This is a genomic window from Bifidobacterium pseudolongum subsp. pseudolongum DSM 20099, assembly GCF_000771225.1.
GTDB lineage: Bacteria > Actinomycetota > Actinomycetes > Actinomycetales > Bifidobacteriaceae > Bifidobacterium > Bifidobacterium pseudolongum.
Window position 1 is genome coordinate 36668 of the sequence record NZ_JDTZ01000004.1, and the last position, 24236, is coordinate 60903.

Consider the following 24236-nt stretch of genomic DNA (forward strand, 5'->3'; position numbering starts at 1 on the left):
CGCCGTCATGCGCTCTGCGGACGCAGGGTGACGGCGAAGCGGAACTCGGGTGCGTCGAGCCGGTATTGCGGCAGCAGCTCCGGGCCGCAGCTGTTCGACCCGATGCCCGACTGCATGTAGTCCACGCTGACGATGGTCGCATCGGCCGGTTCGAGATCGAAATCGTGCGAGGCGCGGGTCATCTCCCCGGCCGTGTAGTCAATCGCCTGGAAGTCGAACGCGTGCGCGGGCTGCACGCCATCGCCGCGCAGCACCATCAGCGCCACGCCGTCGCCCGCCACGCTCGCCCAATCACAGTCGTGCCGGTTGCCGTTCTCCTGCGGGCGGATCTCATGCTCGCCCAGCGTGGGCGGCGTGCCTTCGAACATGCCATGCCAGCAGGCGCGGTGCTTGTCCACATAGCTTTCGCCCGGCCCATAGCCGCAATACACCACGTTGCGCATGGCGCGCGGCAGCATCATGCGGATGCCGAAACGCGGCAGGAACGGGAACTCGGTGTCGCGCTCCACGTCCATCTGCAGGGCGATCGACCCGTCCGCATGCACGGTCCATGTAGTCCGCATGCGCGCAATCGGCTGCACGACCGGCGCCACAACGGCCATCGCACAGCGCAGTTCGACGGCGTTGATCGACATGTTGGCGCCCTGCCCGTCGGATTCACGCGGCACAGTGCCCGCTTCGGCCGCCTGCGCGATGCCGCTCGACGCGACCGCGCGCGCCGAAACACTGTACGCGCGCGCCGACGCATGGTGGTATTGCGCGCGCTCCCACTCCTCGCGCACATACCGGTCGTTGTCAGTCGGCGCACGCCAGACGCTCAGGCCCATCGGCTCGGTGAGCAGCTGGTGGTTGCGGTAGCTCAGCTCACGGAACAATCCGGTGCGCGTGTCGAGCACATACCGCCAATCCACGCCCGTGAGCACGATCGACGCACCAATGCGCTGCACGCGGATTGTGTCGCCTCGCTCATCACCGGCGAGCATCTCCTCATGCTGTTGGCGCACCCACTGGTTGTGCGCGTCGCCGGCCACGGGCACGGCGACTTCGTCGAACCCGAGTTCGAACAGCGGGTCCATGCCCCAGCGCGCCTCGCGCGTCACATACCGCAGCACGAGCGTGGCCTTACCGTCGCGCACGAGCGGCGGCAGGCCGATGAGCGGCACACGGCCGGCGTCATGCGGCGCGATCATCAGCGCCTGCTGCGTGGGCTCGTCGTCGCACAGGCGGTACGCCTGCATCACGCCGTCCACATAGAGCTCCCACATCAGCATGACCTCGGCGCCAAGCGGCGTGAAGTCGAGGTGATTGCGCAGCGTGACGGACGCGTCCGGACTGTCGCCGCCGGTGAGAGTGAAATCTTCCACGCGCGCGGGGCGGAACACGTTCTTGAACTCGTCGAGGCCGGAATGCGGTGTGCGGTCGGGCGACACCATGCCGTCGACGCAGAAATTGCCGTCGTTCGGGTAGTCGCCGAAATCACCGCCATACAGGTATTCGCGCCGGCCCTGCGGCGTGCGGCCGACGTCGACCGCGTGGTCGCACCATTCCCACACATAGCCGCCGACGAGCCCGGGGTGGCGTTGGATCGCCTGGAAGTAGTCCTCGAGGTCGCCCGGGCCGTTGCCCATCGCGTGGCAGAATTCGCACATCACATACGGCTTGATTTCGCCGCCGGCCGCCAGACCGTTCTCACCGAGCGCGCCGTCGGGGTTCGCGGCGGCGCTCGCCGGGCCGTCGTCGAAGTACGCATCAATCTCCTCGATGCTCGGGTACATGCGGCTGTGCACGTCGAGATTGCCGTATTCGTGCGAATCGTGCCCGTTCGGCTCCACATAGCGCGCGCTTTCGTAATGCGTCAGGCGGCTGGAATCGTACCGCTTGGTCCACGCGAGCGCGCGCTCGAAGCCCACGCCGAACGCGCCTTCGTTGCCCATCGACCAGAACAGCACGCACCCGTGGTTCTTGTCGCGCTCCACGCACCGCTGCACGCGGTCGATGATCGCCGGCGCGAAGTCCTCGTTGTCGGCGATCCGCTCGTTCCACAGCTGCGCGGCGCGTTTCCAGTCCTCCTGCGGCACGCCGCTCGTCGGATGGTAGGCGTCGTTCGCGCCGTGCGCCTCGAGGTCGGCCTCGTCGATCACGAGGAACCCAAGTTGTTCGAACGCGTCGTAGAAATGCGGCGCGTTCGGGTAGTGGCTTGTGCGCACGCCGTTCACATTGTGCTGTTTCATCAGGAGCAGGTCTTCCATGAACTGCCCAACGCTGATTGTGTAGCCGGTGCGCGGGTCGCTGTCGTGCCGGTTCATGCCGTGGATCACGATCGGTTTGCGGTTGAGCTCCACCACGCGCTGCACGCCGTCATGCGCCACTGCGCGCAGGTCGCTGATCGTGAGCAGCTGCGTGATCGCCTCGTCCGGCGTCTCGATGACGAGCCGGTAGCACGTCGGGCGTTCGGGATTCCACAGCCGCGGCGTGTCGACCGTGAGCCGCGCTTGTGCGTGCGCGGAGAACGAGCCGTCGTCCGCGCGCTCGTCGAGCATGCGCGCCGCCGGCACCGCGCGCGCGTGCGCCACCGGCTCACCCTCGGCGCTGAGCACGGTTACGTCGATGCGCCCGGGCAAACCGGACCCGCCGCGCGCGAAATCGATGGAGATCCGCGCGCGGATGGGCTCGTCATCAGGGCCGTATTCGACGTTCGTGTGCACAAAATAGTCGCGGATCATCCGCTCGGGACGCGTGAGCAGATAGACATCGCGGAAGATGCCGCTCATGCGCAGTTTGTCCTGGTCTTCGAGATAGCTGCCGTCGCACCATTTGAGCACGAGCACCACGAGCGTGTTTTCGCCGGGCGCGATGTGCTCGGTCACGTCGAATTCGCTCGTGGAGTGCGAGACCTGCGAATAGCCGATGAACTCGCCGTTGAGCCACACATAGAAACAGCTGTCCACGCCCTCGAAGTTGAGATAGGCGCGCGGGGCGGATTCGCTTGGTGTGTAGTCGAATGTGCGGCGGTAGACGGCGCAGGGGTTGTCCGCGGGCACGTACGGCGGGTCGAGCGGGAACGGGTAGCGCGTGTTCGTGTATTGGTTGTGGTCGTAGCCGTGCATCTGCCACACGCTCGGCACGGGCAGTGTGGCGTAGTCGGCGCCGGCGTCGAAGTCCATGTCGAAGAAGCGCGGGGCGTAGGCGGCGTCCGCGGCGGCGACCTCCGCGTCCAGATTGTGGATGCTGCCGTAGTAGCGGAACTGCCAGTCGCCGCTGAGCAGCTGCAGGCGGTCGGAGTCGAGGCGGTTGTCGAGCGTCGTGTCGGTGGGGCGCGACGCGGGGATGAAGTACGAGCGGTTCGGCTCGCAGCCCACATGCAACGTGTTGAGATCCTCATAATACCGCGGAATGAACATGCAGACTCCCTTGCCTTGTACGGTATTCATGCCGTTTGCGATTATAGCGGCCAGTGCGGCCCGCTCATCGGGGGGCAATGGTAAGCCGTTTTTCCATGGCGGATTGTATACTGTGTGGGTTATTTGACCATGCGGGGCCCTCTACTACCGTGTGGCCAAGGAACACGTGCACCGGCCGGGCTGTGCCCCACACGGCACGGGATGGCGCACACCCCTAGTTACCAAGGAGAGCCATTTTGGCAACCAAGATTCGTCTCAAGCGCATGGGTAAGAAGTTCTACGCGGTCTACCGCGTGGTCATCATGGATTCGCGTACCAAGCGCGATGGCAGGGCCATTGAGGAGATCGGCCTGTACAACCCGAACACCCAGCCTTCGACCATCGAAATCAACTCCGAGCGCGCCCAGTACTGGCTCGGCGTTGGTGCCCAGCCGACCGAGCAGGTGCTCAACCTGCTCAAGATCACCGGCGATTGGCAGAAGTTCAAGGGCCTCAAGGGCGCCGAAGGCACCCTGAAGACCGTTGCCCCGAAGAAGGACGCCGCCACGCTGGTCGAAGAGGCCGACACCAAGGCCCAGAAGCTCAAGGCCGCCAAGGCCGAAGCCGAGATCAAGGCGAACGAGAACGCGACCGACGCCGACGCTGCCGCCGAGCAGAAGGCCGACGAAAAGGTCGAGTTCGCAGACGCCGAAGAGTCCGCACCGGAAGCAGTGTGATCCGATCATGCTTGCTCAAGCCGTGGAACATCTGATTAAGAACATCGTCGATTTTCCCGACGACGTTTCGGTCAAGTCCCATGAGAATGCGCGCGGGGAACTCATTCGCGTACGCGTGAATCCTGAAGACATTGGCCGAGTGATTGGCCGCAACGGCCGCACCGCCAACGCGATCCGCACAGTGGTGCAGGCCATGGCCGACCACAAGGTGCGCGTCGACATCATGGATGTGCGTAGGTGAGTGGTGAACTTCCTGCAGACCCTCAACAGCCCGAGTTGTTGAGGGTCTGTCGTATTGGCCGCGCGCAGGGGCTCAAGGGCGAAGTGACCGTGCGCATCTTCACGGACGAACCCGAAGAGCGGTTCGCCCCCGGCGCCGAGCTGTTCAACCGCGACGGCTCCGTGACCTACATTGTGGAACGTGCACGCACGTTCAAAAACCGCTGGTACCTCAAACTCGAAGGCGTGGACGACCGCAACGCCGCCGAGGAGCTCAACGGCACCGTGCTCTACGGCGAACCATGGGAGCTCGAGGACGACGAGTTCTACCCGAAAGACATCGTGGGCCTCGAGGCACGCCTGAAGGCCGACGGCCGCGTGCTCGGCAAGGTCGTGGACATGATCGAAGGCGCGCAATGGCTGCTCAAGATCCGCCTCACACAGCCCGTGGGCGATGAGACGACGGCACTCGTGCCATTCGTGGTCGATCTTGTGCCGGATGTGGACCTCGACGAGGGCTATCTGACGGTCGACCCGCCCGGCGGCCTGATTCCCGGGGTATGATCTTCCACTTTTGTCGGGGCGTGGTGATTTGTGCGCGCTCCAGCGCGCACAAATCACCATTTCACCCCAAAACTCCTCCCACTTTTTCCAAGCCCGGAAAAAAGTGCGCACTGCGTTTTCTTAAAGGACTGCCATGGACATCGACATCGTTTCGGTTTTCCCCGAATACTTCGACGTGCTCAACCTGAGCCTGCTCGGCAAGGCGAAAGACAAGGGGCTCATCAGCGTGCACGCGCACAATCTGCGCGACTGGACGCACGACGTGCACCAGTCCGTGGATGACACACCAGTCGGCGGCGGCGCGGGCATGGTCATGAAGCCGGCCGTCTGGGCGGAATGCCTCGACGAACTGCTCGGCCTGCCGGCGGATGCGCCCGCGCAGGAGACTGCACTCCCGGACCGCCCGATCCTCATCTTCCCCAATCCCTCCGCCCCACTCTTCACACAGCAGGACGCGACCGAGCTTTCGCACGCACAGCATCTCGTGTTCGGCTGCGGGCGCTACGAGGGATACGACGCGCGCATCCCCGTCTACTACCGCGAGCGCGGCGTGGACGTGCGCGAATACTCAATCGGAGATTATGTGCTCAACGGCGGCGAAGTGGCTGTCTCGGTGATGCTCGAGGCGATCACGCGCCTGCTGCCGGGCTTCATGGGCAATCCCGATTCAATTATCGAGGAGTCGTACACCGGCGGCAATGCGCTGCTCGAACACAACCAGTACACGAAGCCCGCCAGTTGGCGCAGCCTGGACGTGCCGGCCGTGCTGCTTTCCGGCGACCATGCCAAGGTTGACCGTTTCCGGCGCGACGAGGCTCTTGAGAAGACGAACCGCATCCGCCCCGACCTCATCGCGCAACTCGACTGCCACGCGCTGAGCAAGGCGGACCGCAAGACGCTGATCGAACTCGGCTGGGAGGTCTCCGGCGACCACCCGCGCCGCATCGGATGACTGCCCTATTCCTCTGACTGTTCCCGCACAATCTGCTCGTATTCCTGCGAGCGGAACGTGTAGACGGCCGTCTCGCCGTAGTCACGCCGGTCGATCATCACCCATCCTTCCGGGGCTGCCGGCGGCGCGGTGCGCGTGGAGCGTTCGAGCACGATCGCGCCGAAGCGTGCGACGAGTCCGCGCGCGGTCAGGTCGCGCAACAGGCGCTCGCAATCGGCTGAGGCGAAGGCGTACGGCGGGTCAATCAACACGAGGTCGAACGGCTCCCCCGGCTTCGCCTTCGCCGCATATCGCTCCGCCTTGGCATGCACGACGCGCGCACCCATCCCTTCCTGCCATCCGGCGTACCGTCGCAGCGCGGTGAGTGTCTGCGCGATGAGCTGCGCCGCCTGCGCGGACGATTCGACGACGACGAGTTCATGTGCGCCACGGCTGAGCGCCTCGATGCCGAGCGCGCCGGTGCCGCCGAACAGGTCGAGCACGCGCGCATCCTGCAGCAGCCCATGCGATTCGAGGCGTGAGAACAGCGCCTCCTTGGTGCGGTCGGTCGTCGGCCGTGTCTCCGCGCGCGGCGTGGCGAGCGGCATTCCCTTGAATCTGCCGGTAATCACATGCATATATCTGAGCATAGCCGCCGATCTGCACCATCTCATGACCGGATCCTCCGTGCTTCCCTGTTACGGGTAGTGCCTCCTCTGTTACGGGTAGTGCCGCCCTTTGTAGACTCCGGAATCTTTTTGTTACTGGTAGTGAAAAAGGCGCCAAAATATATCGTCTTTCGATAAAAATACACTACCCGTAACAGGGATGCACTGCCCGTAGCAGAAAAGGGCCGCGTGCTCCTTCCCGCCGTTGTCTAAATGAAAGTGCAACACCCGGTAGATTGGTAATTGTCCAGAAAACCAGTCTGGAAGGATGTTGCACCTATGGGAGCGGTGTATTCGCACCTGTCGGAAGAGGAACGCCAGATCATCCAGATCGAGATCGGCAATGGCACCGGCATACGGGCGATCGCCACGATGCTCGCTCGCAGCGCGTCCACCATCAGCAGGGAAATCAAGCGCAACACGTGGTTCCCATCCAACGAGAACGGGTCGTACCGGCCATACCGGCCCAAACGCCTCAAAACGGGCCCGTGGACCGGGCGCTACTACATCGCCGGGCCCGCGCAACGCAAGGCCGGACGGCGCAGGATGAAGCCACGCAAACCGCATCGCCTGTCGTACGGGCGCCTGTGGACGCAGGTGGCCGCATGGCTGGGATGCGGCTACTCTCCGCTGCTTATCAGCGGCAGGCTGCGTGTCCTGTGGCCGGATGACCGGTCCATGCATGTGTGCCCGAAAGACCATCTACCAATGGATCTACGCCGACAAGCGACGGCGCGAGCGTTGGGCGCGTTGCCTGCCTCGCGGCCACAGGCGCCGCCGAAAACGCCTGGGGCGCAAGGTATCGCGCTTCGCGCTTCCCGAAGGCGCCAGGATCAGCGTCACGCATGACAACGGCGCCGAGTTCGCCCGCCACACGCGGCTGCGCGACGAACCGGGCATGATCACATACTTCGCCGACCCGTACGCCAGCTGGCAGCGGGCGAGCTGCGAGAACCGCAACGGCATGATCCGCCGCTACCTGCCCAAACGCTGCACAATCACGATGGACATGGCGCGGGAGGTGCAAGAGATCGTCGACGAGACCGACAACCGGCCCATGCGCGTGCTCGGATACCGCACACCAGCCGAAGCCTTCATTGACGAACTGCTACACTTACAAGCCTGACAACAGTGTTGCACTTTCATTTAGACAACGGCTCCACGTTCGCCGTGTACAGGCGCAACGGCAGCAGCTCGGCGGGGACATTGACGGTGACGAGATCGCCGGTCTTGCCCTCATTGTGCGTGACGACGATCTGCATCGTGCTCAGATCGGCTTCCTTGTAGATCTCGTTCGCCTCGACCTTGCCTTCGAACGTGTAGGTGGTCTGCGAGCCGTCCGCCGAGGTCTGCGACGAGACCTCGCTGTACTGCTGCCCCGCGAACACGATGCTGTTCATGCGGGTTACGCGCATGTAGTCGCCGAGCTGGTCGGTGAAGGTCACCACACCGTTGCCTTCGGTCGTGCCGCCTTGCGATTCAGTTTGAATCGGCGAGGTCGGGTTGCTCGAAACCTCGCCCCAGATTGTGTCGAACACGGCATTGAGCGCATCGGCGTCGGACGCGGCCAGATAGTGGTTCGCGTCCGCGGCCTTCGTGCCCAGCTTCGTGTACGCCGTGGCATCCGGGTAATTGCTTGACACACCCTGCATGAACGCGTTCGACCTGAGTGTCGTGTTGCTGTTGCTTGTCACATTGGACACGTTGGCTGCCGGGTCGGCGCCTTCGAAGATACCGACCGAATAGACGGAAGCGCCGCTTTCCTTCATCGTCTTCGCGTTCGCGATGGCACCATTCGCGACCGCCGCTTCAAAAGTATTGCCGCTCGTCGGCTGGCCATCGGTGAAGAAGATGACAATCTTCGAGGCATCAGCGCGCGCATTGTTGAGCACCTTATTGGCGTTCTCCAAACCAGAATCTGCGCGCGTGGCGCCAGTGGCTGAAAGGTCGTTCACCGTGCCCTTCAATGCTTCCAAGCTATCGGTCAAGCCACTGCGCGTGGTCGCCGAGCTCGCATAGGTCACCAAACCGATGCGGTTCTTCTTGTTCGGATCGCTCACCTTGGCGTTCGCCGCAATCGTCTGGTCGATGAAGCCATTGACCGCCTGCTTGAGCGCATCCATACGCGAATCCGTGGATCGGGCATAGAATTGCACATGGCCCGCGGCCGTGTCGTCCGCGGCGGTCTTCGGCGTGACCGATGTCCAATTCCTCCGGCCATACCCCCATGAGTTTTCGCTGTCACTCCAGCTCACCTCACGGTAGCTGCCGCCATTGGGGATGTAATACGATTTGTCCTTATCGAGCTGGCTGTCGTATACCGGACTGTACATGTTCTTATCCATCGACCCCGAGGTGTCGAGCACGAGCACGATATCCAACGGTTTTGTCACGTTCGAGACGCCGACGAGCTTCTGCGCGCTCGACATCGCCGAAAGCCCCACGAGGAATGAACCCTCCGCTGGCGTGACGGTCACTGTATCGCCTTTATAGGTCTTCAGCGTCACCGGCTTGGTCGACACCGACTTGTCGGTCCATACGCGCCCGGTGGAGCGTGGATCGGTCGGGTCGCCCATGCCCTGCTCCCACTGTGTGAACGTGGTGGGGTCCGCGATTCGTGTTTCTTCTGCGTGCGCCGGGGCAGCAACCAGTACCGGCGCCGCAACCGTTGCGAGCGCCGTCAATGCGGCCAGGGCCTTGCGCCCATGGGCTTGCACTGCGCGTATGGCTGTTTGCGTCCACGTACGCCTATGCTGCGTGAACATAGCTTTTCCTTCTGCCTGCCTGCGCTGGAAGTTGTGGCTCCAAAATCGTCCACCCCTCCACGCGAGGGGTTATTGGCGCGGCCTGCCCCCATACCTCGTTCGTAACCATCTGAATCCCACATGAGCGAGGTGCCGCGATTACCCCATCAGTTTAACAGATCATCCTATGGAGCCTAAAAGCTAGCACACATCATTACACATCATCCCTTCCCCTCCCCATCCCCTCTAGCCTCCCCTCCAATTGGCTCCAACACTGCCCTCCGCACCCACCACCGCCACCGACACGCACCTCCGCAAATCCATACCAACATTTCACAACCAAATCCACATTTCGGACAAAACGTCCGAATCTTGGTCGTTTACGTCCAATATGTCTAGCTCAGTTGCTCGTCAGATATTGCTCGTTGCCGCGCGTGAAATCGAGCACGGCGCCCGCGAGCTGCACATGCCCCTCAAGGCCGGGGTCGTGCGCGAGCAGCTCCTGCGCCCGTGCGCGCGCATCGGCGATCATGCGCGCGTCCTGCACGACGCGCAGCAGTTTGAGGCTCGATTTTCCGCCCGACTGCGCGTCGCCGAGCACGTCGCCGGCTCCGCGCAACTCGAGGTCGCGGCTCGCGATCTCGGCGCCGTCGAGCGAGCCGGCGATCACTTCGAGCCGCTCCTGCGCGATTGTGCCCGGCTCAGCGCGCGAGACAAGGAACGCCCAGCTGTCGGTGCCGCCGCGGCCCACACGCCCGCGCAACTGGTGCAGCTGCGACAGGCCGTATCGGTCGGCATCGAAGATCGTGATGCAGCTGGCTTGCGGCACATCCACACCGACTTCGACCACGGTCGTGGCCACCATGACCGGCGTCTCGCCCGATTCGAAATCCGCCATGACCTGCGCTTTCGTCGCGTCGTCGTCCCGCCCGGTCAGCGTGCACAGCCGCACGCCGTTGAACTGCGGCAGCGACCGCAGCCGCTGCGCGATCTCCACCACGGCGTGCAGCGGAGGCCGCGGTTCACCTGTGTCGCCCAGTGCGGCGTCGCTGAGCAGTTCGGGCGCGTCGGCCTCGCCACCCCCGTCTTCGGTGTCACTCGGTTCGATGCGCGGGCAGATGATGTACGCGCGCTCGCCGGCGTCGATGCGGCGGCGGATGTGCCAGAACATGTCGGACATCACGCGCGCATCGCCTTCGGGAATCACGAACGTGCGGATCGGCTTCCGGCCGCCGGGCAGTTCGGTGAGCCACGAGATGTCGAGGTCGCCGAACCATGTCATCGCCGCCGTGCGCGGGATCGGCGTGGCCGTCATGACGAGCAGGTGCGGGTCACGCTCCGATTTCGCACGCAGTGTTTCACGCTGTTCCACGCCGAAGCGGTGCTGCTCGTCGATCACGGCGAGCGCCAGGTTCGGCGCTTGGAACGATTTCGAGAACGCGGCGTGCGTGGCCACCACGATGCACGGCTCGCCGCTCGCCGCCGCCGCAAGCACCTTGCGCCGCGCCGCGAGCTTCATGCCGCCGGTGAGCAGGTGCACAGGCACGAGATCGCCCACCGAGGCGCTGATCGATTGGAAATGCTGTTCCGCAAGCACCTGTGTTGGCGCGACGAGCACGGCCTGGTGCCCCGATCCCACGGCCTGCAGCATCGCGGCCACGGCCACTACCGTCTTGCCCGAGCCGACCTCGCCCTGCAGCAGGCGTTGCATCGGGTGCGCACGGCCCATGTCGATGCCGATCGCATCGATCACCTCGCGCTGCCCGTTCGTCAGCGCAAAAGGCAACCGCTCAATGTACCCGTCGCGCAACTGCACATCCGCGCACGGGTAGGCGTTGCTTGTGGCGGCGCGGTTGCGCGCCATCAGCAGCGCGCACTGGCAGACGAACGCCTCCTCATAGCGCATCGTCCCGATCGCGCGCTTGAAGTCGGCCACCGATTGTGGCTCGTGGATCGCGCAGAACGCCTGCGCACGGTGCATGAGCTGCTTCGCTTCGCGCACCGGCTCGGGCAGCACATCGGGAATCCGTTCGGCGAGCCGCGCGCGGGCGTGCTCGCCGAGCGTGAACTGCTCGCCGAACTGCGCGCTGTCGGCGGTGCCGGGCGCAGCGGCGGCGAGCGGGTCCTCGCCGGCGAGCATGCGCAGCACCTGGTCGATCGTCTCGTGGATGTGCTCACTCGAAATGCGCGCATTCGCATGGTAGACGGGGCGCGGGCGTGTGGCGCGTGCCAGCCCCTGCGCCACCGAATCCACGTCGTACCGCAAACGCGGTGCGGGTTGCGGTTGCACGGCCGGTTCGCCGAACGCGAGCTGCGGTTCGGCCGCCGGCGGCTCGGCGGGCACCACGGTCAGGATGTCGGGGTGGGTGAACTGCAGGCGGTCATTGAATGTGCTCGGCTCGCCCGAAATGACGAGCTGCAGGCCCGCGCGCAGGCGCGAGGCCATCCAATCGACATATGATTTGCGGTGCGAAAAGAAGACGAGGGACGCGGTGCGCGGGGCCACGGCGCGCGCGGACGCGGTCGGCGCATCGTCGACGAGCACTTCGAGCCGGTAGCCGCGGCGCGCGTTCATCGGCGTCACGCGCAGTGCGCGCACATCCACGGCGCACGCCATCTTCTCGCCGAACCGCGCCTCGGCGAGCGCGCGCACGGGCACGGGGTCGGTTACGCGGAAGGGATAATACGTGAGTGCGTCGGCCACAGTGACCACGCCGAGCGCCTTGAGGGCGCTGACGCGGCGCTTGTTCGTCAGCAGCGCAGCCAGGGGCGTGTCCACGGTGGTGTCGGTCATGCGGTCCATTGTACAAAAACAACCCCGGGAGCGTCGCTCACCGGGGCTGTGGTCGTCTGCGCATATCAGACAGCGCTCACACGCTGAACCTTGCCTGCCTTGAGGCATTTCGCGCACACACGCACGCGGACGTTCTGGCCGTCCACAGTGGTGCGCACCGGCTGCAGGTTCGGCAGGAAGCGGCGCTTGGTACGAATATGCGAGTGCGAAACGGTGTAACCGGTCTGCGGTCCCTTGCCGCACACTGCACAACGAGCTGCCATAATGGACTCCCTACAATTACTTCTATAGACTTGCAAGTCTGTGCACCCGCGCACGCGCCCGAAAAAGGGCATGCACCAATACACACAACTTCCCAATAGTACAACCGGACCGCGGACAACGCAACACCCACCCTCGCCAGTACACGTTCCGTGTATGAATGGGCGCGGTTTGGCAGCGTTTTCAGGCAATTCCCCGCAAACACGGATACAATCGTGCTAACCGTGATGCGCCACACCCGTCAGCGTCGATGCATCACGGATTCGTTCGGGAATTTTCAGGGAAGGAACCCAAGGCCCATGCTCAGCGACATCCTGCACAAGATCCGCGCACAGCGCGACCACGAACCGACGGTCATCTCGATAGGCCAGATCTGGGTCGACATCACCATGCATGTACAGGAGATGCCGCAGCCGGGCGAGTTCACCAACGCCCCTTCGGTGACCAAATCGGCGGGCGGCAGTTTCCATGTGCTGCAGGCGGCGAGCCGCATGGGCGCGCGCACCGAACTAGCGAGCATCATGGGCACCGGACCGTGGGCCACGATGTTGCGCAATTCGCTGCGCCGCTCGCACATCCTGCACACCGGCCCCACCAGGCCGAACCAAGACAACGGGTTCCGCATTGTGCTCACCGACGGCATGCAGAAGTCGTATGTGGCGCACCATGGCGCCGAGGCGCATGGCGAACCCCACGCGTTCGCGCATATGCGCCCGCAGCGCGGCGACGTAGTACACATCAGCGGCAATGCACTGATGAACGAGTCGCCGCTCGCCGTCAACGCGTTCATCCAACAGCCGCAATGCCGCCCGCAGGAGCGCGAATTCCGTATGGTGATCAACCCCACGAACACACTGCGGCTCGTCAACGACCAGCTGCTCGAGAATCTCGTGCTCACGCGCCCCATCTGGTCGATGAACCGGCAGGAGGCGCACACACTCGCCTATCGTCTGGGCGTGACCTTCGACGAAAGCGCCACGATGCGCGTGAACGGCGGCTTCGACGAGTCGATGCACGCGCTGTGTGAGGCGCTCGGCGAGACACTGCGTGCGCCGGTCGTGCTGCGCGCCGGCGCACGCGGCGCCTGGGTGCGCCAGCACGGCAAGGGCGTGGAGCACATCGACGGCTTCCCCACGAAGGCCACGCACATCCGTTCCGCCGGCCCCGCGCACACCGGTGCGTTGTGCGCGCTGCTCGCCGAAGGGTGGGATCTGGAGAGCGCGGTGCAGATCGCGAACGCCGCCGCATCGCTCGCGATCACACACAACCACGCGGGCATCCCGTTCTGCCCCACGTACGATGAGGCCGCCAAACTGGTGTCGGACACCCTCACCACACCGAAGAAGGACTGATCACTCGTCGCTGTCCGGGGTGATGCCGGCGGCTCCCCACCGCAGGCAGCGGCGCAGCGCCGGCAGCACGTCGGCCGGCTGCATGATGCCGAGCATCCACACCGCCTCGTCGGCTGCGAGCGGGAAGCCTGCGTCCACGAGCATGATCGCCACTTTGGCGAGCTGTTCGAGCAACGTGAGCGGCGGCGCCACCGGAATGCCGGCCGCGCGCAGGGTCTGCTCGGCGCGGTCGCGGTCCGGCAGCTCCTCTTCGCCCATCTTGGCGCGCAGCTGGTTCGACTCGTCACGGCTCTTGTCGTGGAACGGCCCTTCGGGCATCGAAAGCACCATCGCGTAGCACGCCAGGGCGGCCTTGTGGTTGTTGGTCCTCCACAACGCGAAGGCCAGGCGGTAATACATGAAGCCCACGTCAATCGGCATCAGCGCGGTCTTGAGTCCGCGGATCAGCGCATCCGCCGACCCCGCGTAGTCCTCACCCACATCCGTGTAGTCAAGCGAAAGCTCGATGGCGCCGCGCGCGGTCGTCGGCGCCAGACGCATCATCTCCTCGGAATGGGCCACCGCCTTGTCTCGCTCGCCCAGTTCGCGGTTCAGGCGGCTGAGCGCGCCATGCGCGTTGTACACGGCGTCGGGCAGCTTCCAGTAGCGGTCGGTCGCCTTGCCTTCCACGTTCACCATGAGCAGGCGCATGAGCGGGTGTTCGCAATACAACGGTTTGCGGTCGCCATGGTCCTTTTCGGCGCTTTCGATCTGCATGAGCGCGGATTCCACCTCGAACATGGCGGTCACCGGCGAATCCTCGTTCTGGTTCACAATGTCCCAGATCTCCGGGCCCTTGACCACGCAGTCGTCGTGCATCACGTCGAGTTCGTACGCGAAGTCGGCGCGCACAAGCGTCTTGATGTCGTCGGGCAGTTCTCGCTTGTCTTTCCACAGCGGCACATGCTGGCGCACGAGCGCCTTCGGCAGCGGCAGCGGCTCGACCGGCATCAGGCCGCGGTCCGCGCCGAAGCTCAGCGCGTGGCGCGCCGGCTGGAGCATCTGCACGATCGCCGCCGGGTCGTTGTCTTGCGCGGTGTCGTCGAACCGGCCGCTCACATACGCCGGCTGCACGCCCATCTGGAACGGGCTGCGGTCAAAGCCGAGCGACAGCACCGGCTGACCGCGCAGCGAGCCGAGGCGCCCGGTGACGTCGACCGACGTGACGCGCACGCCGGTCGTGAACGCGGCCTGTGCGAGCAGGCCCGCGAGGCGCAGCGCGTACGACGCGGCACGGCCCGCGCGTTCGGCGCGCGCATCGATCCACTGGCCGCCCACAAAATCGGACCCCGGCATCATCAGTGCGGTGGGCACGCTGAACGTGACCGCCATCTGCCCGCTCTTCGGATCCACGTCGCACAGGTACTCGAGGCGGAACGGCAGCTTGAGGCGCTCGCAGATCGCGATGAATCGCGTCATCACATCCCACGCGCCGCCGCGGGCCGCCTTGGCGCCGCGCACGGTCTGCTCCGGGTTCTCCACCGTGGCCTCCTGCTGCACGAACCTCGCGTGTGCGGCCCACATGTGCATCGAGCGCGTGGCTGCGCGGAAGCACTCCTCCTCGGTGAGCGTGGAGACAAGTCCCATACCGTTGTCGTGGCCTCGGGCCTCGATGTCCACGAACGACAGGCGATTGAGCGCGGCTTCCACACCGAGCACCAAGTCGCGCTGCAGGCCTTCGATCTCATCGTCATCGAAGCGCATCCAGAACATGTCGGTCGATTCCAACCGAATCACGTTGAGCGGGTGCTCGCCTTCGATCTGGCGGATCTGCCCGGCGCCCGCCTCCACAAGCTGGCGGGCGGCGAAGCGTTCGAAGACCGAGGCATGGCCGTTGTTCGTGGTGCCGCGCCAGATGATCTCGTCGAGCCCGTCGGGCAGCGGCTTGTTCATCATGTTGCGGAACAGTTCGCTGATGCGCCCCGAGCCCGAGCCCACCGTCTTTCCCGCAAGGCGCGGCACAAGGCATGCGCCGATCCAGCAGCACGGCGAGCAGCACGGCGAGCGGGTGCTTGCCTTCGCGGTACGCGCCGAGGTCCTCCGTGCAGGCGGTGAGCCACGCCGTGCCGCCGTCCACCGCGTATTCGCCGATCGTGACGGTGCGGTCGAAGCCGTCTGAGCTCTGCACGCGCACGGCGCCCGAGTTCGGGGTGTCGGTCCACGGGTCGAAATGCAGCTCGCCAGGCTCTCCCGGCGTCTGGTCGAGCGTCTGGGTTGCGGGGAACACCTTCATGTCTTCGCTGATCCATGCCAGCACCCGCACCTTGCGGCGCCCCACGACCTGCGCCACATACCCGAGTCCGCCTTTGGGCTGGTCCAGGTCCTTGACAAGGCTGTATGTGGCGTCGACCGGCTGGCCCGGCAGCGTGCCGAGCGCCGTGGCATGCGAGAGCAGCGGCAACCTGTAGATGTTCTGTTCCATAAATCTCTCTCCTGGGTCCGTTCCATTCCATCCGGCCGCAAGCGTGTGCAAGCACACTTCCACCGTTCCTCATTGCACGGCGCGCTGCACGGGTGGGCTCCCACTCGGCAAAGCGGCATGTTGTTGCACTGTAACACGCGTCATGCGGTGCCGTCGAGCCCCGTTCCACCGTGCAGTCACCCCAATGACCACGATTGCAACAATCATGCACACCCCGCCTCGCCATGGGCGTGCTGTAGCGTTGGCGGCATGACTTGGCTCGCACTCGAACAGACCTTCCTGTGGTTCCTGCTGTACAGCTTTGTGGGCTGGCTGTGGGAGACCGTACTCAACATCGTCATGAAAAAGCGGTTCGTGGACCGCGGCATCCTCAACGGACCCATCTGCCCCATCTACGGCTTCGGTGCGCTGCTGGCGATCTACGCGCTGCCCGGCGAGCATTCGGTCGTCGCAATCTTCCTCAGCAGCGGCGTGCTGTGCTGCACGCTCGAATACTTCACGTCGTGGGCCATCGAAAAGCTCTTCCACATGCGGCTGTGGGACTATTCGGGCAAACCGTTCAACATCAACGGGCGCGTCTACCTCAACGGCTTCCTCTTCTTCGCCGCCGGCTGCACCGTGGTCAAACTGTGGGTGCAGCCGCACGTCATGGACCTGCTCGACGCAATCGACCCGCGCACGATCACGGTCCTCGCCGTGGCGCTGCTCGTGGCGCTGCTCGCCGACGCCGCTGTCACGCTCGCCGGCCTGACGAGCCTCAACAGTTGCCTCGGGCACGCCGAACAAGACATCAAGGCGCTCAAAGCGCGCGGCATCGCGCACATCGACGTCGGCATCACCGCCGCCGACAAGCGCATCGAGTCGACCGAAACGCGCATCACCACCGTGTGCGCGCAGCTCACCGAGCGCGCGCACACGGACGGCGAGGCGCTCGCCGCGCATGTGGCGCACCTGTTCGATTGGCAGCAGCGCCGTCTGATCCGCGCCTACCCCGCCATGCGCACCGAGCACGGCGAAGGCCTGCTTGCCGAAGTGCGCGAGCAATTCGACCGCGCGCGCAATTCGCACACCAACACCAAGTGAACGCCGCGCCACACCGGCGCGCGCATGCGCTACGGTAGTGGCAGTGGCGCAGTCCCGGGCGAACAGGAGAAGACCCATGATCAACGAAACATACCAGTCCATGCTCAACGCAAAATCCGTGATCCGCATGATCGGCGAACGCGCGAGCGCACGCCGCGCGCAGATCGGCGCGAGCGAGGTCTTCGACTTCTCGCTCGGTAATCCGAGCGTGCCGTGCGCGCCGGAGTTCACGCGCGCCATGATCGACCTCTACGAGACGCAGGCGCCGTACGCGCTGCACGGGTACAGCCCGTCCGTCGGGATCGAGTCGGTGCGCGGCGCGATCGCCGACTCGCTCAACCGACGCTTCGGCATGGGGTACACGCCCGCGCACATCTTCCCCACCGCCGGTGCCACCGCAGCGCTTGCGCACGCGTTCCGCGCGGTCACGGAGCCGGGCAGCGAGATCGTCACATTCGCCCCGTATTTCCCCGAATACCAGCCGTATGTGGGAGGTACGGGCGCCACGCTGACCGTGGTGCCCGCCGACACCGCGCATTTCCAGATTGATTTCGACGCGTTTGAACGCGCGCTCAACCCGCGCGTGGCGGCCGTGCTGATCAACACGCCGAACAACCCTTCGGGCGCCGTCTATTCCGAGCAGACCCTGCGCCGCCTTGCGCAGATCCTCGAGGACCGCGAGCGCGCATGGGGGCACAGCATCTTCCTGATCAGCGACGAACCGTACCGCGAGATCGTGTTCGGGGGCGCCGAGCAGCCTTACCCCGCGCGCTTCTACGACAACACGCTCACCTGCTATTCGTTCTCGAAGGCGCTTTCGCTGCCCGGCGAGCGCATCGGGTACATCGCGGTCAATCCGCGCGCCGAACAGGCCGAGCTGCTCGTGCCGATGTTCGCGCAGATCAGCCGCACGATCGGGCACAACTGCCCGTCGTCGAGCATGCAGCTCGCCGTGGCGCGCGTGATCGACGAGACGAGCGACCTGGGTGTGTACGAACGCAACATGGAGCTGCTGTACAGCGCGCTTGTGCGGCTCGGGTTCACGGTGGAAAAGCCGGGCGGCACGTTCTACATCTTCCCGCAGTCGCCCATCCCCGACGCAATGGAGTTCTGCGAGCAGGCGATGGAATACGACCTGTTCATGGTGCCGTCCGATTCGTTCGGCGTGCCGGGGCACCTGCGCTTGTCGTACTGCATGGAGACGGACCATCTCGAGCGCGCGATCGAGCGGCTCGAACAGTTCATGCACGAACGCCACGGCCGCTGAGCACGCCCTGCAGCTGAAAGCCTGCGCGCACGTCCGCGGTCCCCTAGAATTGAGACGGGCGCGGCGCGCCATCCGGCGTCCGCTTGAGTGACGGGAGCATATGTGGAGGAGCAACGCACAGGCACGATTCTCGATTACGCGCGCACGCAGACACGGGACTTCACCGAGTACCCGTTCCAGACGGCCGACGCGCTCGTGTTCGCGCTGCTCAGCTACGACCGGATCCCGCAGTCGGTGCCGCGCCTCAAGTCACTTGTGGCACGCTATGGCTCACTGTCGCGGCGCGTGCGGTCCTTTGACTGGCGGCACCCGGTGGCTTCGGCGCAGGCGCTTGTGCGCGTGCCGTTCGACGGCCCTACGATGCGGCAGGTGGAGCAGGAGCTGACGCTGTACGAAGAGCACCACCCGTACCTCGAGGAGCACGCCGGGTTCGTGCCGGCGGGCACACCGCGCCGGTTCTACCGTTCGATCGCGCACAACCCGCGCTTCGCCGTCACGCGTGTCAACGCCGCCGACGAACGCTTCGACTTGGACCAGCAGACGCAGTTCGCGGCCATGACGTTCCTGCTGCCCACCGGCACGCTTGTAGTGGCGTTCCGCGGCACCGACGACTCGCTCGTCGGGTGGAAAGAGGACTTCAACATGGCGTTCACCTACCCGGTGCCCGCCCAGAAGCAGGCCGCGGATTACCTGGAGCATGTGGGCGCGCTGTGGAGTGGCGACATTGTGCTCACCGGGCATTCCAAGGGCGGCAATCTGGCGATCTACGCGGCCATGAACGCGCCCGACGCCATCAAGGACCGCATCACGCGCATCTACACGCTCGATGGGCCCGGGTTCAGCCCCGAGGTGATCCACAGCTACGAATACAGCACCGTGGTGCACCGCATCACGCGTGTGATCCCCGATGGGTCGATCATCGGCATGCTGCTCACGCATTCGCCGCACGCGCACCGCATCGTCGTCAAATCGAGCGCTGACGGGCTCATGCAGCATTCGTGCTACACGTGGCTCATGCACGGCGACCAATTTGTGCAGGAGCCTGACGTGACATCCACCTCGCGGTCCTTCGCCGAGGCGATGAACTCGTGGCTCGGCGGCATGACGCAACGCCAGCGCGAACACGGCGTGGAGGCGCTGTTCCGCGTGCTGGCGTCCTCCGGCCATGGCACAATCACCGAGCTGATGACGGCCGGCCCGCGCATCATCCCCGACATGCTCGGCAGCTATGTGGGTCTGAGTGGCGAGGAACGCAAATACATCAACCAGGCACTGTGGATGCTCGCCGGTGCCACATTGCATCATTAACGGTGAAATTGTGCGGCATTTCGCCCGCAGCCATGGTTGCACAAGAACCGGCCCGACGACTATAAACTTACGTACACGGACACATTGTGTCAGCATAAGAAGGGCGGTCACACCACCGTACCTTCGCGAAGGAGTACGTTATGCCGAGGCCACGTCGCGATTCAGAGATTCTCCCCGCCAAGGAGCGATTGGAGAACGCCTTCTGGACGCTCCTCGCCGATCGTCCCTTCAAAAAAATCACCGTGACCGACGTGGTGCACGAGGCGCGCGTGAACCGCAACTCGTTCTACTACCATTTCTCCGGCCTGCCCGAACTCGCCGACTCCGCGATCATGTATGAGCTCAACCGGCTGCCGGTGCCGCCGGTGCCCGATTCCCACGACGACCCGCTCATGATATGGCACACGTTCTGCTCGTCGATGGTCTCCACGCCCGAGAACATCCGGCACATCGACCACTTGGCGTTGCTGACGAGCGAACACAGCACACGCGAACTCGTGGACTCGCTGCGTGACTTCCTGCGTCTAACGCTGTTGAGCCTGCTGGACGAGACGCCGAACTCGATCACCAACACGAAGCGCGTGCTGCTCGACTTCGCCGTCGGCGGCATCCTCTCGCTCCTGGCGCATTGGCCGGAGACGCGCCACACGGTGACGCTGCGCGAAGTGCAGAACCGTGACGTGGCCGTGCTGGCCATGGGCCTGTATGTCTCCATGTCCCGCCAAGACACCAACGGCTTCTGGGAGCGTCTGTACCTCGACTCCACGCGCTACGGCGGCAAGGAGTCCACCACCGCCGGCCTCGAGGCATACCGCATCTAGCCCACGCCCTGCCCGGTTCCCCACACCCCCTATGATGGAGCTGCCGCGCCCCGCGGCCCCCGCACACATCATCAGGAGTGGCATGGAACAGCCGAACATGGAACAGGTCGTGGACTGGCTCAAGGTCCATTCGTCTCGCATCATCTTTCTGGCCATCGTCTGTGTGGCCGCATATGTGACGGCCCGCCTCGTCTCTCGCGCGCTGCGCAAGGCGCTCGAGAAATCGCAGATTCCCGACGCTTCGATCTTCGTCAATCTGGCGCGCGTGCTGATCTGGGTCATCGCCGTCACGATTGTGCTCAAACCGGTGTTCGGCGTCAACCCGATGACGCTGTTCACGGCGCTCGGCATCGGCGGTTTCGCCGTCTCGCTCGGCCTCAAGGATTCGATCGCCAACACGATTGGCGGGTTCCAGCTCATGTTCTCGCATGTGCTGCAGCCGGGCGACATGGTGCGCATATCCGGCATCACGGGCGAAGTGCAAGACGTCACGTGGCGGCAGACGGTGGTGCGCGAACGCGACGGCAACCTGATGATGATCCCGAACTCGGTGCTGAACACCACGCTGCTCGAAAAACTCGACCCGCACAACGAAGCGAGCGTCACGATTCCCTTCACCGCCAAACCGAACGTGGACACGGTGCGTCTGACGAACGAACTGTTGTCGAAGATCGACGAGTCCGCACACGGCCTGATGGACCCCAAAACCCCGCCGATCGTGCGCCTGACCGGGTTTTCGCCAGCCGGCGTGACCGGCAACATCATCGCCTACGCCAAACCGCACGCCTCGCAGGCGCAGCTCATCGACGCCGTGACGCGTTCGGTGAGCTCATCGGACCTGTTCACCGACCTCGTGGCGAGTGGCGATGCCAAGGCGCGCGATCTGCTCGCCACACAACACGATACGGGTGACAGCGGCAAATAGCCTCACGCGAACAGCATGAGCAGCGTGCCGAGCGTGCCGACGGCGATGCAGGTGATGACGCCGGGATTGCCGAACGCGGCACGGCCCGCGGCACCGTGCGGCAATTGTTCGGGCGCCAGGTAGAATTCGCGGCGCTTCCAGCGCACGATGAGCAGCACGAGGCCGGCCAGTGTGGCGGCGAGCAGCAGAAACGCATAGGCGAAGCCGCTGAGCAGCGCGCCCATCTGCGCGTTGGTGATTGTCTCGGCCGTGGGGTGCGCCTCCACGACCGCCATCATCCGGTTCATGAACCACGGGGCCACAATGCCGCCGTTGGCGTTGATGAGCATGTGCAGCCCCACCGTGTAGCGCAGTTTGCTCGTGCGCATGTAGACGTAGCCGAACAGCACGCCCAGTCCGAACGCGTAGAAGAACTGGAAGAGGTTCAGGTGGAACAGCGCGAAGAACAGTGCGGAGACCAGGATCGCCGGCAGTTCGCCGAAGCGGCGCAGGCGGCCGATGAGCTGTTTGCGGAACAGCCATTCCTCCACGATCGGCGCGAGCAGCACCGCGGCAACGATGTTGACGACCCAATCCGAGCCGCCGGTCATGTCGAGGATGCGGTTGCTCGCCTGACCGCCCGAGAGAAGGGCGGACAGCACGATGCCGATGATGTTGCCGGCGTAGGTGATCGGCAGCGCGATCAGCAGGTACATGAGGAACCGTGAGGGTTTGAGCGTGAACCTGCGTGTGGGCAGCATCGGCTCGGTGCGCAGCACGATGAACCCGAGCGGCAACGCGATGCAGTACAGCACGCCGCTCGAGATCACCACGCTCAGCCACATGGAAAGCTGCGGCGTGCGCAGCATGCCGGCCACGGCCCCCTGCAGCAGCAGCGTCAGCAGCACCCACACCACGAGCATCAACGCGATGGCGGCACCGGCGCGCGAATAGGCGCGCTTGGCCGCCGTGATGCGCGCCTGCCATGGCGATGGCGCCGGCGCCGGCCGCATGGCGGCCATCGGCGGCACCGGCGGCCAATGCGTCGGCGGCCGTTGTGGCTGTTGGGGCTGGAATCGCTGTGGCTGCTGCGGGGGCATGGTCATGGGTCAGGGCTTTCGGCTAGCGGATCGTGAGGCCGGCGAGCAACACCTCGGGCGTCTCGCGTGCGGCGAGCTCGGCGGCGCTGTGGTACCCGGTCTGCACCTTGATGTCGTCGCACACCTCGTCATAGGGGTCGCAAGCGTAGGAGTCGCGGGTGTCGTCGAACGCCACACCCAACACACTGACGCCGATCACCACGAACGCGATGATCATGACGATGGTCATGACGATTGACAGGCCGGAGATGATGATGCCCGCCAACGCGAGCTCCTTGCCTTTCTCGCCCGTCTTCTTGGTCTGGTTGTAGCCGATGATGCTCAGCACCAGGCCGACGATGCTGAAGATGAACGAGCAGACGAACCCGGCGATCGCCATGCCGTTCCAGCGGTCCTGTGGGTAATACGCCGGCTGCTGACCATACGGCTGCTGCGGCGCCTGCCCGCAGGTCGGCTGGATGTATGGCTGCTGGCCCGCGTACCCGTATTCCTGCGCGTACGGGTTCGGCTGTTCGGCCTGTGGCTGCTGTGGCGCGCCGTACTGGGGCTGCTCACCGCCGTATGGGTTGGTTGGCTGGGTCATCTGCTATGCCTCACTCCGTGTAATCCTTGTCGACGATCGTCTGGCCGTCCGCGAGTTTCATGGTCAGGTGCACCACCACATCATCGGTGCCGAGCTCGCTGTTGAGATTGCCGGCGATCTCTTCCATCTGCGAGCCGAGCACCGACTCGGCCATGCTGCGCACCTGCTCCACCTGATCGTCCGTCAGCGATTCGTTGATCGTGGCGTCGAAGGTGAGCGTGTTGCCCTTGGCGCTGACCTTCATGTCCATGTTGTCGGGCATGCCTGCGGTGGTCTGCCGTTCGATCTGCTCCTTGAACGTGGGCATGCTCAGCAGGTCTTCGAGCGTCACGCCCTCCGGCAGCGTGTCCACATCGTTGTCGAGGTCGTCCAGATCGTCATCCAGATCGTCGATGTCGTTGTCGAGGTCGTCGATGTCCGGGTCGGTCGTGCTCGGCGAGGAGGACGAGGACGATGGGCTCTGCGACGCGGTGATCGCCGTCTGCACAGCGCTGTTGGCGGCGTTGAGCATCGAGAACACGAGCAGGCCGTTGAGCACCATCACCACAACCGAGACGAGGATGCCGGCGATCGCCATGCCCTTGCTCTTGCCGCCGTTCTTGTTGATCTGCACCATGCCGATGATGCTCAGGATCAGACCGACAATCGGAACCAGGAACGCGCACACGAAGCCCGCGATCACCAGGCCGTTCCATTTGTCGTTGTTCTGCGGCGCGCCATAGCCGCCCATCGGTTCCTGCGGCGGGATCTGCCCGCCGTACGGCTGCTGTCCCTGCTGGCTGTAGTCGAATGATTGCATGGGCTGTTCGGGCGCCGCATACGGGTTCGGCTGCATCTGGCCGTATTCCGGCATGGCCTGCATGGGTTCGGCCTGCGGCGCGCCATACGGCTGTCGTGCAGGCTGGCCGTAGGGCTGCTGCGCAGGCTGGCCGTACTGCTGTGTCTCGTCGGCCGGCTGCCCGGTGCCCGGTGCATACGGGTCGCCGTTGTACGGATTCTCTGGGGTTGTCATCTCTGTCTGCTCTCTTTCCTGTGAGTACACCGCACCGCGCCATGTGG

General features: G+C 64.7%; 19 protein-coding genes and 1 pseudogene. 11 read left to right on the forward strand and 9 right to left on the reverse strand.

Going from position 1 to position 24236, the window contains the following annotated elements; genetic code table 11:
• Positions 1 to 5: 5 nt before the first annotated feature.
• On the reverse strand, positions 6 to 3431 hold the full coding sequence (locus tag OU02_RS04450) for a glycoside hydrolase family 2 TIM barrel-domain containing protein (protein ID WP_422574473.1): 3426 nt from the start codon (positions 3429 to 3431) through the stop codon (positions 6 to 8).
• Between the two features lie 206 nt (positions 3432 to 3637).
• On the opposite strand from OU02_RS04450, the gene rpsP reads away from it, so the two are divergent.
• The 4 genes from rpsP (at position 3638) to trmD (ending at position 5852) form a co-directional block, all read left to right on the forward strand.
• A complete protein-coding gene (rpsP, locus tag OU02_RS04455) occupies positions 3638 to 4117 on the forward strand; it encodes a 30S ribosomal protein S16 (RefSeq protein WP_033489014.1) in 480 nt (159 codons plus the stop codon).
• Positions 4118 to 4124: 7 nt separating this feature from the next.
• On the forward strand, positions 4125 to 4358 hold the full coding sequence (locus OU02_RS04460) for an RNA-binding protein (protein WP_022858313.1): 234 nt from the start codon (positions 4125 to 4127) through the stop codon (positions 4356 to 4358).
• Entirely contained in the window at positions 4355 to 4900 is a 546-nt protein-coding gene (rimM, locus tag OU02_RS04465) for a ribosome maturation factor RimM (RefSeq protein WP_033489016.1), read from the forward strand. Before OU02_RS04460 ends, rimM begins: the two co-directional genes overlap by 4 nt.
• Positions 4901 to 5033: 133 nt before the next feature.
• Positions 5034 to 5852 (forward strand): tRNA (guanosine(37)-N1)-methyltransferase TrmD, encoded by an 819-nt coding sequence (trmD, locus tag OU02_RS04470; RefSeq protein ID WP_033489018.1) that lies wholly within the window; start codon positions 5034 to 5036, stop codon positions 5850 to 5852.
• Positions 5853 to 5857: 5 nt separating this feature from the next.
• On the opposite strand, the gene rsmD is transcribed toward trmD, so the two are convergent.
• Entirely contained in the window at positions 5858 to 6469 is a 612-nt protein-coding gene (gene rsmD / locus OU02_RS04475; protein WP_033489020.1) for a 16S rRNA (guanine(966)-N(2))-methyltransferase RsmD, read from the reverse strand.
• Between the two features lie 309 nt (positions 6470 to 6778).
• Between rsmD and OU02_RS08530 the strand changes: the two are divergent.
• A pseudogene (locus tag OU02_RS08530) lies at positions 6779 to 7625 on the forward strand (IS30 family transposase).
• Positions 7626 to 7641: 16 nt separating this feature from the next.
• On the opposite strand, the gene OU02_RS09170 reads toward OU02_RS08530, so the two are convergent.
• The 3 genes from OU02_RS09170 to rpmB form a co-directional block, all read right to left on the reverse strand.
• On the reverse strand, positions 7642 to 9264 hold the full coding sequence (locus tag OU02_RS09170) for a vWA domain-containing protein (RefSeq protein WP_051918362.1): 1623 nt from the start codon (positions 9262 to 9264) through the stop codon (positions 7642 to 7644).
• 379 nt (positions 9265 to 9643) lie between these two features.
• Positions 9644 to 12046, reverse strand: a complete 2403-nt coding sequence (locus tag OU02_RS04495) for an ATP-dependent DNA helicase RecG (protein ID WP_033489021.1) — start codon at positions 12044 to 12046, stop codon at positions 9644 to 9646.
• Between the two features lie 56 nt (positions 12047 to 12102).
• A complete protein-coding gene (rpmB, locus tag OU02_RS04500; RefSeq protein WP_022858854.1) occupies positions 12103 to 12300 on the reverse strand; it encodes a 50S ribosomal protein L28 in 198 nt (65 codons plus the stop codon).
• A 297-nt stretch (positions 12301 to 12597) separates the two neighbouring features.
• Here rpmB and OU02_RS04505 point away from each other — a divergent pair, with 297 nt between their 5' ends.
• On the forward strand, positions 12598 to 13650 hold the full coding sequence (locus tag OU02_RS04505) for a PfkB family carbohydrate kinase (protein ID WP_033489022.1): 1053 nt from the start codon (positions 12598 to 12600) through the stop codon (positions 13648 to 13650).
• On the opposite strand, the gene OU02_RS04510 is transcribed toward OU02_RS04505, so the two are convergent.
• The gene (locus OU02_RS04510; RefSeq protein ID WP_152593140.1) at positions 13651 to 15585 is read right to left on the reverse strand and encodes a tetratricopeptide repeat protein; all 1935 of its coding nucleotides are present in this window, start codon (positions 15583 to 15585) and stop codon (positions 13651 to 13653) included. It abuts the gene before it with no gap.
• Between the two features lie 775 nt (positions 15586 to 16360).
• On the opposite strand from OU02_RS04510, the gene OU02_RS04520 reads away from it, so the two are divergent.
• The 5 genes from OU02_RS04520 (at position 16361) to OU02_RS04540 (ending at position 21515) form a co-directional block, all read left to right on the forward strand.
• Entirely contained in the window at positions 16361 to 17194 is an 834-nt protein-coding gene (locus tag OU02_RS04520; RefSeq protein ID WP_033489026.1) for a putative ABC transporter permease, read from the forward strand.
• A gap of 76 nt (positions 17195 to 17270) precedes the next feature.
• Entirely contained in the window at positions 17271 to 18461 is a 1191-nt protein-coding gene (locus tag OU02_RS04525) for a pyridoxal phosphate-dependent aminotransferase (protein WP_033489028.1), read from the forward strand.
• A gap of 87 nt (positions 18462 to 18548) precedes the next feature.
• On the forward strand, positions 18549 to 19769 hold the full coding sequence (locus OU02_RS04530; RefSeq protein ID WP_238552136.1) for a DUF2974 domain-containing protein: 1221 nt from the start codon (positions 18549 to 18551) through the stop codon (positions 19767 to 19769).
• A 140-nt stretch (positions 19770 to 19909) separates the two neighbouring features.
• A complete protein-coding gene (locus OU02_RS04535; protein WP_051918360.1) occupies positions 19910 to 20590 on the forward strand; it encodes a TetR/AcrR family transcriptional regulator in 681 nt (226 codons plus the stop codon).
• Positions 20591 to 20687: 97 nt separating this feature from the next.
• Positions 20688 to 21515 (forward strand): mechanosensitive ion channel family protein, encoded by an 828-nt coding sequence (locus OU02_RS04540; protein WP_051918376.1) that lies wholly within the window; start codon positions 20688 to 20690, stop codon positions 21513 to 21515.
• Between the two features lie 2 nt (positions 21516 to 21517).
• On the opposite strand, the gene OU02_RS04545 is transcribed toward OU02_RS04540, so the two are convergent.
• From OU02_RS04545 to OU02_RS08310, 3 genes are read right to left on the reverse strand one after another with little or no spacing between them, the layout of a single operon-like run.
• Entirely contained in the window at positions 21518 to 22600 is a 1083-nt protein-coding gene (locus OU02_RS04545) for a CPBP family intramembrane glutamic endopeptidase (protein ID WP_033489030.1), read from the reverse strand.
• Positions 22601 to 22616: 16 nt separating this feature from the next.
• A complete protein-coding gene (locus tag OU02_RS08305; RefSeq protein ID WP_051918359.1) occupies positions 22617 to 23177 on the reverse strand; it encodes a DUF4190 domain-containing protein in 561 nt (186 codons plus the stop codon).
• A 10-nt stretch (positions 23178 to 23187) separates the two neighbouring features.
• Entirely contained in the window at positions 23188 to 24189 is a 1002-nt protein-coding gene (locus OU02_RS08310; RefSeq protein WP_051918358.1) for a DUF4854 domain-containing protein, read from the reverse strand.
• Positions 24190 to 24236: the final 47 nt, after the last annotated feature.